The sequence below is a fragment of the Proteus sp. FZP2095 genome (genome assembly GCF_023701425.1).
Taxonomy (GTDB): domain Bacteria; phylum Pseudomonadota; class Gammaproteobacteria; order Enterobacterales; family Enterobacteriaceae; genus Proteus; species Proteus cibarius.
Window position 1 is genome coordinate 1,245,624 of sequence record NZ_JAMQBJ010000001.1, and the last position, 17,012, is coordinate 1,262,635.

Consider the following 17,012-nt stretch of genomic DNA (forward strand, 5'->3'; position numbering starts at 1 on the left):
CGCGTTATTTTATAGAGTAAATAAAAAAGATCCTCATTCTCAACAACAATTTTAAAATATAAGGCTTATTTATGCACTGGCTTGCTGACTATTGGTGGGTAATTTTAATTCTTTTAGTAGGGATTATTATTAACGCTATTAAAGATATGAACAAAATCGATCCCAAGCAATTTCTTAAAAATAAGCGAAAGTTACCACCACATCGTGATTTTAATGATAAATGGGATGATGAAGATGATTGGCCTAAACAAAATCAAAACAAGAAGGATGAGAATAAGTAGCCAACCACTGTTGATAACGCGATGTTAACTGAGCATCTTTTTCAGCCATTAAGTGCGCGCATTGCTCTCTTAATTGCTTAGTTAAGACTTTTTTTCCTAATAAAGAAAACTCAGCCACACACTGCTCAACTGATTTATTGTCTATAAAAAAAGCCACTAATAACGGATAGTGTTGCTCATAACCCACCAAAAAGTTAGCAACACTCTCATAAACAGTAAGGGCTGGTCGATGAGCAAATGCAAAACCCGCCATCATTAACCAATCGTCTTGTGGTGTAGCAATATGACTTGGTATTAACTTATCCGCTAAACAGAGTTTTGTTTGCTGTTCTATCTGCGAATATTGCAAAGCAAAAGCACGTAAAGAAGAGTGCAATAACTGTTTGCCTTTTTCTGTTAATGGATAAATTGCCATTGCGGCATAACATCCACTGCTCGCCTCTTTATGTACTCCTAATCGCACTATTTGAAAGCCACATTGCATCCAAAATCGCGCCAACACTTCGGTGTAACCAAAGCTTACAGAAAGATAATCAATAGTCTGTTTTTGACTCTCTTTTACAATATTAGCAATTAAAGTTGCGGCAATTTTTTGACGTCGATATTGAGGCAAAACAGCAATGCGACTAATACGCAATGAATTCAAACACATTGCATCAGGTGTTAGACCATAAGTGACTAATGATTGAGCAACCAGATTACCTCTAGGCCTACGAGTCCCTAGCCAAACATCGTGGGCGAGGTCGAAAGGCAATCCTCCTTCTTCTATACACCACACAGCACCCACGATTTTTTTATTAATGGATGCTGACCAATAACGTTGCTTTTGACCATCAAGTAAACGTCGTAGGTCAAGAGGTGTTGTTCGATAATGCGCACTAGTAAGCAATTGATAAAAATCATGTAGTTGTGAAATGTTATTGTGCCAATTTCCTTGGATCTGGTGGATATCGACCTCATCTTGTTGTTGGCGTTCAAAATCATACTCAGGCTCATCAAGTAATAGCAATTGATTAAGCCAATTTTCTAATGGGCAATCTTTAGCCCAACGAATGGGCGTTTGTAATTGAAGTGTACGTAAATTAGGAATGTTATCTCCTAACTTCAGCATAAAACCGCGCCCTGTTCCCTCATAACCTTGCACTGTGGTTGTCATTAATACATGAGAAAAATAACCACACAGCTCTTCTAGTTGTGCAATAGGTAGAGAAGCTGCCTCATCAATAATCAGCCAATCACTTTGAATTTCGTTATTTATGCATAGCGCTAATAAATTATCTGGAGAATAAAATGAAATGACTTTATTGGTGTGTGAAGATAAAACATCTGTACTATTTTTAGCTGGCGCGCATACCAGTACATTTCCTTGATATTGCTCGATAAACATTCCCGCCAGCGCTGACTTTCCTCTGCCTCTTGGTGCAATAATACTCCAAACACCGGATGTCGATGAGAGTAAACTATCTAAAATCGCTTGCTGCTCTGCGGTTGGTTTACCTTGTGGAAGCGCCCAAAGCTTAGTTTTTTCAATCAATGTGGGAAATTGAAATGGCATTGATTGTTGCCAGACAATCACTTGTTCATCATCTAAAGTAATATTTTTTAGCCATGCCATAAAATTTGGTGTTGAAAGTAGGCCTTGAGCATCATTCCAACGCTGACTATCGTTATCGATATAACTATCCCAACTTACAATATCAGGTAGACATAAAATCAATAAACTACCTGCTTTTAATGTGCCTGTTAACATGGCTAAAGCATCAGTATTAAATCCCTCATTGGCATCAAAAACAGCATGTAGAAACTCACGCCCTAACAGACGAATAGCTTGTTCAGGCAAAATAGCATGGGGTTGATTGGAAGAAATAGTGACCCAATCTCCTTGGCATAATTGAGTAATTTGCTGGATTTGCGTCATTTGCCATGCAGGATCACCCGTTAATAGCAGTAACTGACGTTGCCCTAATTGGGCTAACTTTTGCTGATATTGATGCAAATAGGAAACTGGCACAGCTAGGATTTACCGATTAACAATGAAAGAATACCGGCTGCAATTAATGGCCCAACAGGCACACCTCGGAAAAGTGCTACACCAATGACGGTTCCCACTAATAAGCCAGCAACTGTTGAAGGCTGGTTATTCATTAAAGAAACACCTCGTGCACCTAACCAAGAAACCGCGATACCTATTGCAATCGCTAATAATGATTTCCAGTTTAAAAATGAGTTAAGCACTTCTTGCCCTGAAATACGCCCTGTTGCAATGGGTGTCATTACCCCAATGGTCAGAATTAAGATCCCGATGGTCATGCCATATTTTTCAACAACAGGAAAATATTGATTTAGAGGCGTGATTTTAATCACTAGCAAAGCAAGCATTGCTAACGTTACAGTCATATTATGACTAATAATGCCAAGTCCGGCGAGAACCAGCAAAATTAATAGTGAGGGATCAACGTTACTCATGTTTGTTCCTAAGCCTTTCTCTTTATAGAGTTAATTATCTTTTATTTGTTGACGAATGGTATTAGTTCAAAGACGAAGAAGCAAATGTATCGCAAGATTTGATATTGCCACTATTATAACCACGCATAAACCAAGTCTTACGCTGTTCTGCGGTACCGTGAGTAAAGCTATCAGGCACAGCATAGCCTTGTTGCTGCTTCTGTAATTTGTCATCACCGATCGCTTGCGCCGTTTTAATTGCTGTTAATAAATCACTTTCATCAATACGGCCTTCACCTGCAATAAAGTGTCCCCACATTCCAGCAAAACAGTCTGCTTGCAGTTCTAATTTTACGGATAAACGATTCGCTTCTGCTTTTGAGCGGGCCATTTGCTGTTTTTCACGCATTTGATTAGTAATACCTAATAAATGCTGAACATAGTGCCCTACTTCATGCGAAATCACATAACCTTGAGCAAATTCACCGCCACCACCTAGGCTATGTTTCATTTCATTATAAAAAGAGAGATCGAGATAAATTTTTCTATCCGCAGGGCAATAAAAAGGTCCCATTATTTTTGTACCTGTACCGCATTGCGTTGTGGTGCTATTGGTATATAAAACAAGTTTAGGATAGCTATATTGTTTACCCGCTTGTGCAAAAATAGTTTGCCAAAAATCTTCTGTACTGGCTAAAACAACGCTACTAAAATCTGCTGCTTCATTATAAAGAGCACTTTGTTGTTCGTTGCGTTGTGGTGCTTGGTTGGTTTCACCTGTTAATGAGTTAAGATCAAACCCCATAAAACTAGCTATCACTAAAATAATGATAACCACAAACCCGTATTTAGTGCGTAATAAAAGTGCAATTAATCCTAATGGGAGATTACCACCGCCTGATGCGGAGGAAGATTGCCCTCTTCTATCTTCAACATTGTCACTTCTTCGGCGATCATTCCAACGCATAACTTATCCCCACAGTTTAAATAGACGACTTTAGCTTTATTATGAACAAATTCGTTACTTGATTTGAGATAATAACAAAAAATTGCAATCTCTATTCCCTATTTTTTGAGAACAAGATAATAGAGACTATTAGAGAAAATAACTCAACACATCCTAGTCATTTCATAATAGAATTCTTATTTCTTACCTTTGTGTTTTTTCTTCACTAATAAATAGATAATTTAATGACTCGAACTCAACGTTTACTCACTTTATTGCAGATTTTAAAAGAAAATCGCTATCCGATAACGGCAGAAGCGCTAGCAGATAAATTGCAGATTAGTGTCAGATCTATTTATCGTGATATTGAATCTTTGCGTAATCAAGGTGCTGAAATCACGGGTGAAGCTGGTATAGGTTATCAACTAAAATCAGGCTTACTCCTGCCACCATTAACCTTTGATATTAATGAACTTGAAGCGCTTATTTTAGGCCTACGTTGGGTAGAAAGTCATACAGATAAAGAATTAAGTTACTCGGCATTACGGGCAATTAATAAAATCAATGCCGTGGTAACGGCACAGCATCAAACCTTGCTTGAACAAAACACATTATTTGTTCCTACTAACCGAATTATTGAAGTTGATCATACCATTGCTAAAGATATGCGTTTTAGTTTACGCGAAGAAAAGAAAGCAAAAATAGATTATCAGGATGTCCAAAAAAAATTAAGTACTCGGATTATTTGGCCTATTGCTGTTGGTTATTTTCAAGATTCTCAGGTTATTGCAGCATGGTGTGAATTACGCCAAAGCTATCGCCATTTTAGGCTTGATAGAATTATCTCTTATGAAGTCTTAGGTGATAATTTACCTTACCCAAAAAGCTATTTATTCTCACGTTGGAAAAAAGAGATATTGAAAGAGGCTCCTGACAAGAATTGAGACACTGTTTGGATAATATCTTCCTTGCTGTTTTTAACTTAGCTATTTCAGTTTAAACAACATCATATTAATCAACACAGTAAGGAAACATTATGAGTGAACTTATTCTTTATACTAATGCAATGTCTCGTGGTAACACAGCTGAGCTTTTCTTAAAAATATTAGATGTGCCTTATCAGCGTGTTGAATTAGAATATGGCGAACCTATGCGTACCCCTGAATATCTTGCTATTAATCCGATGGCAAAAGTTCCGGCATTAGTTGATGGTGAAGTCGTCGTTACAGAGACAGCAGCAATTTGTGCTTATTTAGCAGATAAGTTTATTGAGAAAGGATTTGCTCCCGCCCTTAATTCACCTGAGCGCGCTGCTTATTATCGTTGGTTCTTTTTTACCGCAGGCCCTATTGAAGCGGCATTCACTGTAAAAGAGCTTGATATTGACCTTAATGAAGAGCAACAAAAATCATCTGGTTTTGGTTCTTTTGAACGCACTTTTCATTGCTTAGAAACGGGCTTAGCCAGCGCTAAACCTTATCTTTGTGGTAAAAATATGATGGCCGTTGATGTGTATGTGGGTTATTTCCTTATATTTTTGTGCAAGTATGCATTGATCCAACCTACACCACTGATTAACCAATATATTGATAGCCTTGCGCTTAATAAAGAAATTAAACAATTATTAGAAAGCTTAGATTTACGATAAATTTTCTTATTATTGAACATCATTCAATTAAGCTATCGCTATAGTTACTTGTTTAATACATTCTATTTAATACGCCCCATTTAAGACAAAAGGTCAGCTTTTAAGCTGACCTTTTCTAATTACATCTTATTTAACCTGACGTAATCGTTTGCGTATTTAGTCTAAAGAAACACCAATTCGACGTGCAACTTCTTCGTATGCTTCTATTAATCCGCCTAAGCTTTGACGGAAACGGTCTTTATCCATTTTATCTAAGGTCTTTTTATCCCATAGACGGCTACCATCAGGAGAGAACTCATCACCTAATACAACTTTGCCGTGAAATAGACCAAACTCAAGTTTAAAATCGACTAAAATAAGTCCTGCTTTATCAAAGATTTCGCTAAGGACATCGTTTGCTTTATAGCTCAAACGTTTCATTTCTGCGAGGTTTTCTTTAGACACCCAGCCAAAAGTTTCACAGTAAGATTCATTGACCATAGGATCATGACGAGCATCATCTTTTAAGAATAAATCAAAGATTGGTGGGTTTAAAAGCGTACCTTCTTCGATACCTAAACGTTTGACTAATGATCCCGCAGCACGATTACGAATAACGCATTCAACAGGTACCATATCGAGTTTTTTTACTAGCACTTCATTATCAGAAAGCAAACGTTCCATCTGCGTTGGGATACCCGCTTCTTCCAGTTTATTCATAATGAAATGGTTAAATTTGTTATTTACCATGCCTTTACGATCAAACTGTTCAATACGTTGGCCATCTAACGCTGATGTATCATTTCTGAATTCAAGGATAAGAAAATCAGAAGATTCAGTGGCATAGACCGTTTTGGCTTTTCCACGATACAACTCAGCTTTTTTCTGCATCTGACACACTCCAAAGATGTGATAGGTTTAACAAGAAATTTGCTTCCCATACTCTACTCTAGATCAGACAAAAAAGCTTTTAAAACGTGAGTGCTATCACTAAAAAATCTCGCCCTTAACCCAGAGTTCACAACATTTTTTATTAAAAATAATCTCTGTTATAAGAAATCATACTTCAATTAATTCTATTGAATAATTACACTAATAACGAAAGTTATAATCACCAATAAAAATCGCTTGATAAAATTAGAATATATAAAAAATAAAAAGTCAGAATAAGAATAATTATAGATTATATCACTCCATTATTTCTATTTTCAGATGATATTCTTAGTAAGTATTAGTTCTGTTTCACATTACATTTATTTTGAGTAATCAATAATAAAAAACCAGATTAATTTCTTTTTATTGAAATTTAATCTGGTTATCAGTGTTAGCATCAGCAAGTTTTAATTATTATCTCTAATCTATTTTTTATATTTTAAAAGACCCATGTTATCTATTAATAACATCATACTTTAATTAAATAATGTAACAGTAGATCTCATAAGCAAGCCAACCTAATAAAGCACCAGCAGGTAAATCAATTAAGTAATGTTGTTTCGTGAACATGCAAGATAATGCAATAAATAATGGGAATAAGAAAACCCAAGGCCCTAAGGTTGCATAAGCAAGACATGCGGTGAGTGTTGCAACCGAAACGTGCATACTCGGGAAGCAGTTTGAGGAATCATCAAAATACTGAACAAACTTAAGAAATTTCTCTGACGCTGTTTTTCCTGGGTTTAAGGTGCGCCAATGTGCAGGGGTTGCAACAGGGAACACAACAAAGAAAAACATTTGCATGACTAACAAAACAATATAACTAAAAACAATCATAATGAATTGTCTTGAGTCTTGAATGATCCAGTTGAGATATAAAATTGCAGGATAATATAAAAAGCTATAGATCCATGACCACCATGGCCAGAAAGGAATTTTTTCATCAATTGGTGAATTAATAACTTTCACTTCTCTCAATGTATATCGTTGAGTAAAAAAATAAAACTGATAAACACCTACAATAAGTATCCCACTTAATATCAAGTGAATAATCATATCACCTGCACTCATAAATACTCCTTCATATAGTCAGAGAATGCTTTGTTATTTTTATTTAAGAATAAGAATTGACGCAATATTGCATAAATTTAAGCGTATTGCATTAAGATTAATATTATTAATAAATTTAAATTAAATCCTATCATTAAAAGAGCATTCAATTAATGATGTTTAATTTGATAGCCTCAATTGCATTTTTATAAATAAATTTCAATTTAGATTAATACAATTAAGTTAAGATCATAAAAAAGCCGCACAATGTTTATTGTGCGGCTTCTCATATTTTTAAAGAATAATACTTATTTAACTGGTTTACTGAAAGCAGCTTTCAGTGCAGCAACCATTTGATCATTTTGTGATTGTGTTAATGGTTTACCTTTATCACTGATAAATTGTAAACTACTGCGGTTATTTAAATCGCCGACTTGTAATTTATAATCCGCTTCTTCAACAGTTGGTCTATCAACACCTAACGCACTCCAGTTCGCACTGCTCATTCCTTTATAGGTTACTTCAATTGAACCTTTAGAACGTGTGCGATCGCCCATCTTCATACCAACACTTTCTAATGCGATAGGCAATCTATCCCAAACCACATCAAATGGTGCACGAACGATAATCACTGGAAGACCCGCATTATCACTGCCACTTTGGACATCGATAATACCTTGTAAGCTACTGCTTGCCGTATTTTCGCTTAAATTACGCATACGATTTAAGCCGTCAACCAATTCGTTAAGCATCAAAATATTGTAACGCTTCACTTCAGTCGGATCTGTTATCTCAGTTTCGCCTTGGCGTAAACCTTCGTTCGTCACTGTTAACGAAATAACATTACCTGACTGAGCAATCACTAAACGCTGACGAGTTTGGAAAGGTACGTTTTCATCTGCACGTAACCATGTGATCCAATCAGTGTGAATCTCTTTTTGCCCAGCATCACTTTTGACAATTGCAACACCTTTCTCTTTTAAGATAGAGCTAACTTGCTCATACAGTGTTGTGTTTTCAGGTGTATTTGGTAATAACAAACGGCTGTTATCTGCATTATTTTCACTACGTGAACCACTTAACAGATTCAGTGCTTGAGTTGGTGGACGAATATCAAGCGCTAAACCAACAGGTTCAGTTTTTTTAGGGGTTGGAATGTCATATTCCCCATTTTGCAAAGGCAACACCATACCCGCCGGAATCGCTAAATTCTTTAGCCCTGCCGTCTCTAAATAAGACTCATCACCACTGACCTGACGTTTATAGCGCTGATCACTTGAACAGGCTGCCAGTAAAACCACCAGCGACAGACCCGCGACTTTCATAATCTTTGATTTATGCAATAGTGTTGCCATTAAAATTCCCTAAGTTTTACAGTATTCCCGCTGTTAACAGCGCTTTCTCAACAATTTGCTGACCTGATGATGTCAACGGAGTCATAGGTAAGCGCAATGTGGCGTCTTCAATCAATCCAATACGTTGACACGCCCATTTAGCTGGGATTGGATTAGGTTCAACAAATAACTGATGATGTAAGTCCATCAGACGTCGATTAAGTTCACGTGCTTTTGCAAACTCACCCGCATTTGCTAATCGACATAATTCTACCATCTCTGACGCAGCAACGTTAGCAGTAACCGAAATAACACCATGACCGCCAAGTTGCATAAAGTCTAATGATGATGCGTCATCGCCACTCAATAAGATAAAACTATCATCATTAACCAACTCTTGGATTTGACTAACACGACTTAAGTTCCCTGTCGCCTCTTTAATTGCCACAATATTATCCAACTTGGCTAAACGTGCAACTGTTACAGGCAATAAATCGCATCCAGTACGACCCGGTACATTATACAGGATTTGTGGTAACGCAGTGCTTTCAGAAATCGCTTTAAAGTGCTGATATAATCCTTCTTGTGAAGGTTTATTATAATAAGGCGTGACACTTAAACAACCTGCAATACCTTTATTTTCAAACTGTTGTGTAAACCAAACAGCTTCAGATGTTGCATTAGCACCAGTACCAGCAATCACAGGAATACGCCCATCAGCCATATCTAATGTCATTAGAACGACATCAACATGCTCGTCATGACTTAATGTTGCAGATTCTCCTGTTGTACCAACAGAAACTATTGCAGCACTGCCTGCATTAACATGATAGTCAACTAATTTACGTAAACTAACCCGGTCAACATTGCCTTTTGCGTCCATTGGTGTAACCAATGCCACCATACTGCCTGTAAAATTAAATTCGTTATTCACCATAATCATTGCTCCGAGATAGACGTATACTCAATGGTACTCATTCATTGCTCTATTGAAAACTACTTAACTCTAGGTTTCTAATGAAATTTGCTAATATTCTTTGATATGAATTAAAGAGATATAATAATTGAAGATAGTGAGCCTGAGATCTTGGCAGAAATCGAAATTTGTGTTTACCTGTTAAGAATAAACTGAAAGTCAAAAGGAACCTTATTTTGCCCATACCTGATAAACATTTTCTCGTCATTACTGCATTAGGTGCTGACCGTCCTGGTATTGTTGATACCATTACACAATTAGTCAGCCAATGCGGATGTAATATCGAGGACAGCCGACTTGCGATGTTTGGTCAAGAGTTTACGTTTATCATGCTACTTTCAGGTGGCTGGAACGCTATCGCACAATTAGAAGCGTTGTTGCCCATTAAAAGTGCGGAACTGGATCTATTGACCGTAATGAAAAGGACCACCAATGGTGCACCGATTACCTATCCTTCAACAATCGCAGCAAAAGTTGATATTGAAGATGCGCCCGGTATTGTAGAACGCTTTACTAATCTATTTAGCCAACATAATTTTAATCTTGCTGAATTAATATCTAAAACACACCCGTCAGAAGATGGTTCACCTGCGCGTTTAGAAATACAAATTACGGCGCATAATCCATTAGATGATCATGGTCTTGTTATTAATGAGAAATTTAATCAATTATGTACAGAGCTGAACGCTCAAGGCACAATAAGTATCGTAAATAGTCTGATGATGAAACAGTAAAAATGGAGAATGACCTAATGAACCCATTAAAAGCCGGTGAAAAGGCGCCTCAATTCAGTCTGCCCGACCAAGATGGAGAAACAATTAATTTATCTGATTTCGCTGGCCAACGTGTGCTTGTTTATTTTTACCCTAAAGCAATGACACCTGGTTGTACAACTCAAGCTTGTGGCTTACGTGATGAAATGGATGCACTAAAAAAAGCTAAGGTTGAAGTTCTCGGCATCAGCACTGATAAATCAGAAAAGCTTTCCCGTTTCGCTGAAAAAGAGATGTTAAATTTCACGTTGCTTTCAGATGAAGATCATAAAATTGCAGAAGAGTTTGGTATCTGGGGAGAAAAGCAATTTATGGGGAAAACTTACGATGGCATTCATCGTACAACATTCTTAATTGACAAAAATGGTGTTATCGAACACGTATTTGATAACTTTAAAACCAGTAATCACCATCAAGTCGTTCTCGAATATCTCACTCAGCATCCATAATAAATGCTTTGAATTGATAAGATAACAGACAGTTTTCACTGTCTGTTTTTTTATTTATTTTTTATTAATACATTCAAGGCGGTACTTAGCTTTTCTTTGTATATTGCTCATTCGCAATTTCATCAGGTAATGCATGCAATACTGCTTTTATCAGCGTTGCTAATGGTATAGCAAAGAAAACACCCCAAAATCCCCACATTCCACCGAATATAATCACTGACAATATAATGACTAAAGGGTGCATATTTACAGCTTCAGAGTACAAAATTGGCACTAATAAATTACTATCCAATCCTTGAACAACAAGATAAGCGATAAATAACGCCCAGAAATCAGAACCTAATCCCCACTGAGATAATGCAATCACAATAACGGGGATCGTTGCTAAAACAGCACCAACATAAGGGACTAAAACAGAAACACCGACAATAACAGCAAGTAATACAGAGTAGCGCAAGTCGAAGAAAGCAAATACAAAATAAGTGAAAACACCCACAATTATCATTTCGGTTACTTTACCCCGAATATAATTGGTAATTTGCTGGTTAACTTCAATCCAAACTTGAGCTGCCAATATTCTGTTTTTTGGTAAAACACGGCGAACCGCATTAAGCATCTGTTGTTTATCTTTAAGTAAGAAGAACGTCATTAAAGGCACAAGAATAAGATAAATCGACAGTGTAATAATTCCGATTAACGAAGCTAAAGACACTTTTAATACAGATTCAGCCACCGTTGAGAACTTACTGCGTAAGTTTTCTGCCATCATATCAACAATACCTGCATCCATTAATGCAGGGAAACGATCCGGTAATTCCTGCGCAAATGCATTGAACTTATTGATCATATTTGGGATATCTGAAATTAGTGTCATCCCCTGTTGCCACACCGTTGGCGCTAAAATCAAAATTACAATGGCACTAATACCAATAAAGAGTGTCAGAATTATCGATACTGCCCATATACGGGCGCATCCTAATTTCTCAAGTAAATGAGTTGGCCACTCTAAAAGATAAGCAAGCACAATTGCCACTAATAAAGGAGCTAGTATGCCACTGAAAAAATACAGAATTGAAAAGCCGGCAATCAAAATGACCACAAGGGCGATAACTTGTGGATCAGCAAATCGGCGTTTGTACCATTGAACAAGCAAGTCCAGCATGAAAATAAAGATCCTTTATAATAATCAGAATAATAGAGCTGTATGTATTCATTTACATAAGCAATAATCTTTTGACAGATTTTACGTTAGGTTTTGCTATCATACATCATTAATTATTAATTTTTCGTTAAGATAGCTATCAGGATACAGTTGTATGAAACTCAGACTTAAAAAACCATTAGTCGCGCTTCTTGTTTCTGCGTTGCTATCAACATCAGTAGTACCTGCTCAGGCTGCGATTGATATTGAAGACTCTTTACCTGATATGGGAACCACCGCAGGTTCAACATTAAGCATCAATCAAGAAATCGCTATGGGTGATTACTATACTCGCCAACTGCGAAATAGTGCACCATTAGTTTTTGACCCATTACTTTCTAACTATATTAATAATTTAGGACAAAAACTCGTTTCGAACGCTAGTTCGGTCAAAACCCCTTTTCACTTTTATTTAGTTAACAACCCCAATATTAACGCCTTTGCTTATTTTGGGGGAAACATTGTTTTGCATTCCGCGCTCTTTCGATATAGCCGAACAGAAAGTGAATTAGCCTCTGTTATGGCTCACGAAATCACACACGTTACTCAACGACATTTAGCACGAATGCTTGAAGATCAGGCTAAAACAACGCCTCTTGCTCTTGCGGGGGTATTAGGTTCTATTCTGATATTTATGGCGAATCCGAATGCAGGCCTTGCGACCTTTACGGGAAGCATGGCAGGTATGCAGCAAAATATGATCACATTCACGCAAATGAACGAGCAAGAAGCAGATCGTATCGGAATACAAACACTCTACCGTGCTGGGTTTGATCCCAAAGGGATGCCTGATTTTATGCAAATTCTTGCAGACCAAGTACGATATAGCTCTAAACCGCCTGAAATGTTATTAACGCATCCCTTGCCCGATAGCCGTTTATCCGATGCAAGAAGCCGAGCAAGTCAATTCCCTGCTCGACAGATCCCACAGTCAGCTGATTTTCTGTTTGCAAAAATGCGTGTATTAACCATGTTGACGAAAAATCCAACATCAGAGAATGCATTACAAACAACACTTGATCAATTTAAACAAGGTACTGCTCTTGAAAAATCAGCGGCTAATTATGCGTTAATACTGATCTATTCTCGTGATCGTAAATTTGATGACGCAAGAAAGCTGCTCACTCCGATGTTAGAAAAAGAGCCGAATAATATTTGGCTTATTGATGCCATGACGGATATCGATTTAGAACAAAACCGTGCAGGCGATGCGGTTGCAAGATTACAACAGGCATTGAAACAAAAACCCAATAACAATGTTCTTATTGCCAACTTAGCTAATTCATATATGCATAATAAGCAATATAACGAAGCTAACCGCCTGCTTTATCGTTATACCTTTGACAATCCAAACGATCCTATCGGTTGGCAATTAATGGCAGAAAATTCAGCTAAACAAGGTGATAGAGCTCATGAATTAGCCGCTTATGCAGAAGATTTGGCCCTAAGAGGTGACTTTGAAACGGCAATTCGTTATTTAGGTGATGCAAGCCGACAAGTTAAATTAGGTAGTAACGATCAAGCTCGCTTTGATGCACGTATAGACCAATTAAGAAAAATTCAGCAAAGAGATAGTCAATTTAAATAAGGGACAACATGACCAAGAAAGTGACGATTTATCACAATCCACGCTGTTCAAAAAGCCGTGAAACCTTACATTTACTAGAAGAAATGCAAATAACACCTAATGTTATTCACTATCTAGATACAGCTCCTTCTATAACGGAACTTAAAACACTGCTCAAAGCATTAGATTTTGATGACGCAAGAGAGTTAATGCGTACAAAGGAAGAAATTTATAAAACGCTAAAACTGGCTGATGAAACATCGCAAGATGCATTAATTCAAGCAATGCATGAAAACCCTAAACTTATTGAACGCCCTATTGTGATTGTCGGTAATAAGGCCCGTTTAGGCCGCCCACCAGAACAAGTGAAAGAACTGTTTAATTAATATTCAAAATTTAAAGCCCATATTTATGTTCTTACATATATGGGTTTTTTTCTATCTACTTCATTATTAATCTCGCAATCGTTTACTCTCTTTTCTCAAATCAGAAGCCAATCACCAAATGTTGTTAAATTGTAAACATTACAATTAGCAAAGTGTTTCTTATTTCCACAATAGAAAAAAACCAATCACTTTATGCTTTCAAAAATTTTCATCTCAATTTCATATTTTTTATGAGTAAGAAATCGCCATTTTTGAAAACTTCTATTTAGATCACATTAAGTCGTATAAACTCACGATTATGGGAAAAAAATAATCATGTGTTTCATTTATATTGTGACTCAAGTCTCTTTACACAAATGCATTCCTACATATCATGAGCATCAGAAAATATGATAGCAGAATTGATAAACTATAAATTCTTGCCAAAATATTTTTTCATTATCATCCAAGAAATAAATTAACAAGAAATATACATTTAAAACAATACTGCAACACAGCAATAAGCTTTCAATTTGTTATTTACTCTATCTCTTCTTTTATTGTTGTTTTTAACTTGATGACAATTAATCAGTGTGAAATGAAGTTGTAGATGTATATGAAATAAACAACGTTATAGCCAACATTATGGGCAATTAAAACTAACCAATCACCATTATTGGTGTCGGGTGATTGCTAGGCTAATAGGAAAACAGATGAATATCGTACTTAGATTAAAACTTGTCTCATTCCTCCAGTTCTTTATATGGGGATCTTGGCTTGTAACATTTGCCTCGTATCTCTTTGGAGAGCTGCATTTTAAAGGTAGTGATGTTGGGCTTATTTTTAGTGCTCTTGGACTTGCCTCACTTATCGCCCCCGTCATCATGGGATTTATTGCAGATAAAATAAATAACCGAAAATTAGTGTTCATTACCCTGCATATTCTTTCCGCATTAGCATTAGTGCTAATGTCGCAAATGACAACAGTAACCACACTATTCTTTGCAACTCTATTACATTTATTGTTCTTTATGCCAAGTATCTCAATGGCAAACAGCATCATTTTCGAACTGTTAGAACAAAAACATTTAGAGCCTAATAACTACTTCCCTAAAATTCGTGTTTACGGCACTGTTGGCTTTATTGCAGCTATGTGGGTGATTAGCTTCTTAGGTTTAGGTAATAGCTACCACCAACTCTTTGTTGCAGCGATCGCCTCTATTGTTTTAGCTGTATTTGCAATGTTCTTACCTGCAACTAAAGCAGCTGATAAAAACGAAACAAAAGCCGAAGAAGTGGCATTTAGTATCACCAACATCTTGCAAGTATTTAAAAAGAAAAATGTCGTTGTTTTCTTATTCTTTGCAACATTGTTAGGGTCTGTACTGCAAATTACTAATACATTTGGCGTGCCATTCCTGCAAGATATTGCACAGTCTCCAAACGCAGATGATTCATTCTTTGCACGTTATCCTTCTGTATTCTTATCTATCTCACAGATTTCAGAAGTCGTATTTATTCTGTTCCTACCACTGCTATTAAAACGTGTAAGAATCGAAACTATCGTTTTATTTAGTATGATTGCTTGGATCTTACGTTTCGGTTTCTTTGCTTATGGTGACTACACATCATTAGGTCAAATCGTCTTATTGTTATCAATGATTGTGTATGGTTGTGCATTCGACTTCTTTAATATCTCTGGTTCACTGTTCTTAGAAAAAGAGATCCCATTACAATATCGTTCAACAGCACAAGGTATGTTTATGACCTTAGTGAACGGTTTCGGTACTTATTTAGGTGCAATGTTAAGTGGCTGGGTGATTGACTTATATACTACTAATGGCGCGGTTGATTGGAAATCATTCTGGTTAATCTTCACAGGCTACACCGTTGCAATCACTGCACTTTATCTGATTTTCTTACTGATTCCTCAGAAGAAAGCCAAAGTAGCAGAAGCAAACTAATTATTTAACCCTCCTCCTTTATTATTTGTGTCTCTCACCGCTTGCCTCGTATAAAGACAAGCGGTTTTTTTATCCCTTTTTTATCAGAAAAAATAGAAATACCACGGTTTAAAAAAAAGAATTGTTACCTTCAATAGATATTAGATTTGGGAAATAGAGATAGGATTTAGATTATTAGCCTCACCGAATAAGATGAGTGAGGCGATTTAAAGTTTGAGAATATCTTTCACAAATGGGATGGTCAGTTTACGTTGAGCAACAATAGAGGCGTGATCAAGCTCATCAAGCATTTCAAATAAGGTACGCATTTTTCTGTCCAAACGTTTTAATACAAAACGCCCGACATCTTCAGGTAATTCAAACCCACGAAGCTTTGCTCTTAATTGTAACGCTTGAATTTTCTCTTCATCACTTAAAGGTTGCAGACGGTAGATTTGCCCCCAATCAAGGCGAGATGCTAAATCAGGAAGTTGTAGCTCTATTTGGCGAGGTGGCCTATCCCCTGTAATTAATAAGCAGGTTCGCCCATGCTCTAAAACGCGGTTATAAAGATTAAATAAGGCGAGTTCCCACTCTTCATCACCTGCAATACATTGCACATTATCAATACAAACTAAGGATAAATGTTCCATGCCTTCAAGAACATCGGGAACAAAATAAGCGCGTTTATCAAGAGGAACGTAACCAACAGCATCGCCTTTTAGTGAAAGCTCAGCACAAGCGGCATGTAATAGATGGCTCTTTCCACCTCCGTCACGAGACCAGAAATAGATATAACTGCCATGAGATTGATGAATGGCGGTTCGAATTGCCGCGACTAACGACGCGTTTTCCCCTGCATAAAAGCTATCGAATGTCTCATCATCGGGCAGAGATAGTGGTAATGATAGCTGTGACGGCGTATTCAGAAGCACCTCACCTGAATAGTTTAATAAACGTGTTGATTCTAACACAAATTCTCACAAGGTCAGAATCAATATTAAAAAAGAACATTGCACTGATTAAGATAACAGCAAAATTATCGTGATAAGCCTATTTTATAGGCTCTTAGTGACTTATTTATTTGTCGCCTCTCTGTATCACAAATTGTTTAGTGCAATA

17 protein-coding genes are annotated in these 17,012 nt (G+C 36.8%); 8 read left to right on the top strand and 9 right to left on the bottom strand.

Going from position 1 to position 17,012, the window contains the following annotated elements; translation table 11 throughout:
• The first annotated feature begins 71 nt into the window (after positions 1-71).
• Entirely contained in the window at positions 72-281 is a 210-nt protein-coding gene (locus tag NBG71_RS05955; RefSeq protein WP_075671870.1) for a YpfN family protein, read from the top strand.
• On the opposite strand, the gene NBG71_RS05960 is transcribed toward NBG71_RS05955, so the two are convergent.
• From NBG71_RS05960 to ypfJ, 3 genes are all read right to left on the bottom strand, one after another.
• Complete coding sequence (locus NBG71_RS05960; RefSeq protein WP_250916646.1) at positions 244-2,292, bottom strand: tRNA(Met) cytidine acetyltransferase TmcA; 2,049 nt, start codon at positions 2,290-2,292, stop codon at positions 244-246. The two genes, NBG71_RS05955 and NBG71_RS05960, sit on opposite strands and share 38 nt — an antisense overlap.
• Before the next feature lie 2 nt (positions 2,293-2,294).
• Positions 2,295-2,747 (bottom strand): DUF441 domain-containing protein, encoded by a 453-nt coding sequence (locus NBG71_RS05965; RefSeq protein ID WP_006533030.1) that lies wholly within the window; start codon positions 2,745-2,747, stop codon positions 2,295-2,297.
• A gap of 61 nt (positions 2,748-2,808) precedes the next feature.
• Entirely contained in the window at positions 2,809-3,693 is an 885-nt protein-coding gene (ypfJ, locus tag NBG71_RS05970) for a KPN_02809 family neutral zinc metallopeptidase (protein WP_250916647.1), read from the bottom strand.
• A 224-nt stretch (positions 3,694-3,917) separates the two neighbouring features.
• Between ypfJ and NBG71_RS05975 the strand changes: the two genes are divergently transcribed.
• Both NBG71_RS05975 and NBG71_RS05980 read left to right on the top strand, forming a co-directional pair.
• Entirely contained in the window at positions 3,918-4,616 is a 699-nt protein-coding gene (locus NBG71_RS05975; RefSeq protein ID WP_075671876.1) for a helix-turn-helix transcriptional regulator, read from the top strand.
• A 92-nt stretch (positions 4,617-4,708) separates the two neighbouring features.
• A complete protein-coding gene (locus NBG71_RS05980; protein ID WP_075671878.1) occupies positions 4,709-5,320 on the top strand; it encodes a glutathione S-transferase family protein in 612 nt (203 codons plus the stop codon).
• Positions 5,321-5,476: 156 nt separating this feature from the next.
• Here the strand turns inward: NBG71_RS05980 and purC are convergent, their stop codons facing one another.
• From purC to dapA, 4 genes are all read right to left on the bottom strand, one after another.
• The gene (gene purC, locus NBG71_RS05985) at positions 5,477-6,190 is read right to left on the bottom strand and encodes a phosphoribosylaminoimidazolesuccinocarboxamide synthase (protein ID WP_075671880.1); all 714 of its coding nucleotides are present in this window, start codon (positions 6,188-6,190) and stop codon (positions 5,477-5,479) included.
• A gap of 522 nt (positions 6,191-6,712) precedes the next feature.
• On the bottom strand, positions 6,713-7,303 hold the full coding sequence (locus tag NBG71_RS05990; protein WP_075671882.1) for a phosphatase PAP2 family protein: 591 nt from the start codon (positions 7,301-7,303) through the stop codon (positions 6,713-6,715).
• A 287-nt stretch (positions 7,304-7,590) separates the two neighbouring features.
• On the bottom strand, positions 7,591-8,637 hold the full coding sequence (bamC, locus tag NBG71_RS05995) for an outer membrane protein assembly factor BamC (protein WP_075671884.1): 1,047 nt from the start codon (positions 8,635-8,637) through the stop codon (positions 7,591-7,593).
• 16 nt (positions 8,638-8,653) lie between these two features.
• The gene (gene dapA, locus NBG71_RS06000) at positions 8,654-9,553 is read right to left on the bottom strand and encodes a 4-hydroxy-tetrahydrodipicolinate synthase (protein WP_023581903.1); all 900 of its coding nucleotides are present in this window, start codon (positions 9,551-9,553) and stop codon (positions 8,654-8,656) included.
• A 215-nt stretch (positions 9,554-9,768) separates the two neighbouring features.
• Between dapA and NBG71_RS06005 the strand changes: the two genes are divergently transcribed.
• Together NBG71_RS06005 and bcp are read left to right on the top strand one after the other, a co-directional pair.
• Positions 9,769-10,326: a glycine cleavage system transcriptional repressor gene (locus NBG71_RS06005; RefSeq protein WP_036912784.1), complete on the top strand. Its 558-nt coding sequence runs from the start codon at positions 9,769-9,771 to the stop codon at positions 10,324-10,326.
• 17 nt (positions 10,327-10,343) lie between these two features.
• The gene (bcp, locus tag NBG71_RS06010) at positions 10,344-10,814 is read left to right on the top strand and encodes a thioredoxin-dependent thiol peroxidase (RefSeq protein WP_075671886.1); all 471 of its coding nucleotides are present in this window, start codon (positions 10,344-10,346) and stop codon (positions 10,812-10,814) included.
• An 85-nt stretch (positions 10,815-10,899) separates the two neighbouring features.
• On the opposite strand, the gene NBG71_RS06015 is transcribed toward bcp, so the two are convergent.
• Complete coding sequence (locus tag NBG71_RS06015; RefSeq protein ID WP_075671888.1) at positions 10,900-11,976, bottom strand: AI-2E family transporter; 1,077 nt, start codon at positions 11,974-11,976, stop codon at positions 10,900-10,902.
• 154 nt (positions 11,977-12,130) lie between these two features.
• Here NBG71_RS06015 and bepA point away from each other — a divergent pair, with 154 nt between their 5' ends.
• From bepA to NBG71_RS06030, 3 genes are all read left to right on the top strand, one after another.
• Positions 12,131-13,603 (top strand): beta-barrel assembly-enhancing protease, encoded by a 1,473-nt coding sequence (bepA, locus tag NBG71_RS06020; protein ID WP_075671890.1) that lies wholly within the window; start codon positions 12,131-12,133, stop codon positions 13,601-13,603.
• Positions 13,604-13,611: 8 nt separating this feature from the next.
• Positions 13,612-13,968 carry an arsenate reductase (glutaredoxin) gene (arsC, locus tag NBG71_RS06025; protein WP_156733591.1) on the top strand — a complete coding sequence of 119 codons (357 nt, stop codon included), beginning with the start codon at positions 13,612-13,614 and terminating at the stop codon, positions 13,966-13,968.
• 692 nt (positions 13,969-14,660) lie between these two features.
• The gene (locus NBG71_RS06030; protein WP_075671894.1) at positions 14,661-15,911 is read left to right on the top strand and encodes an MFS transporter; all 1,251 of its coding nucleotides are present in this window, start codon (positions 14,661-14,663) and stop codon (positions 15,909-15,911) included.
• Between the two features lie 206 nt (positions 15,912-16,117).
• Here NBG71_RS06030 and hda read toward each other — a convergent pair whose 3' ends face one another.
• Complete coding sequence (gene hda / locus NBG71_RS06035) at positions 16,118-16,825, bottom strand: DnaA inactivator Hda (RefSeq protein ID WP_006533048.1); 708 nt, start codon at positions 16,823-16,825, stop codon at positions 16,118-16,120.
• Positions 16,826-17,012 lie beyond the last annotated feature (187 nt).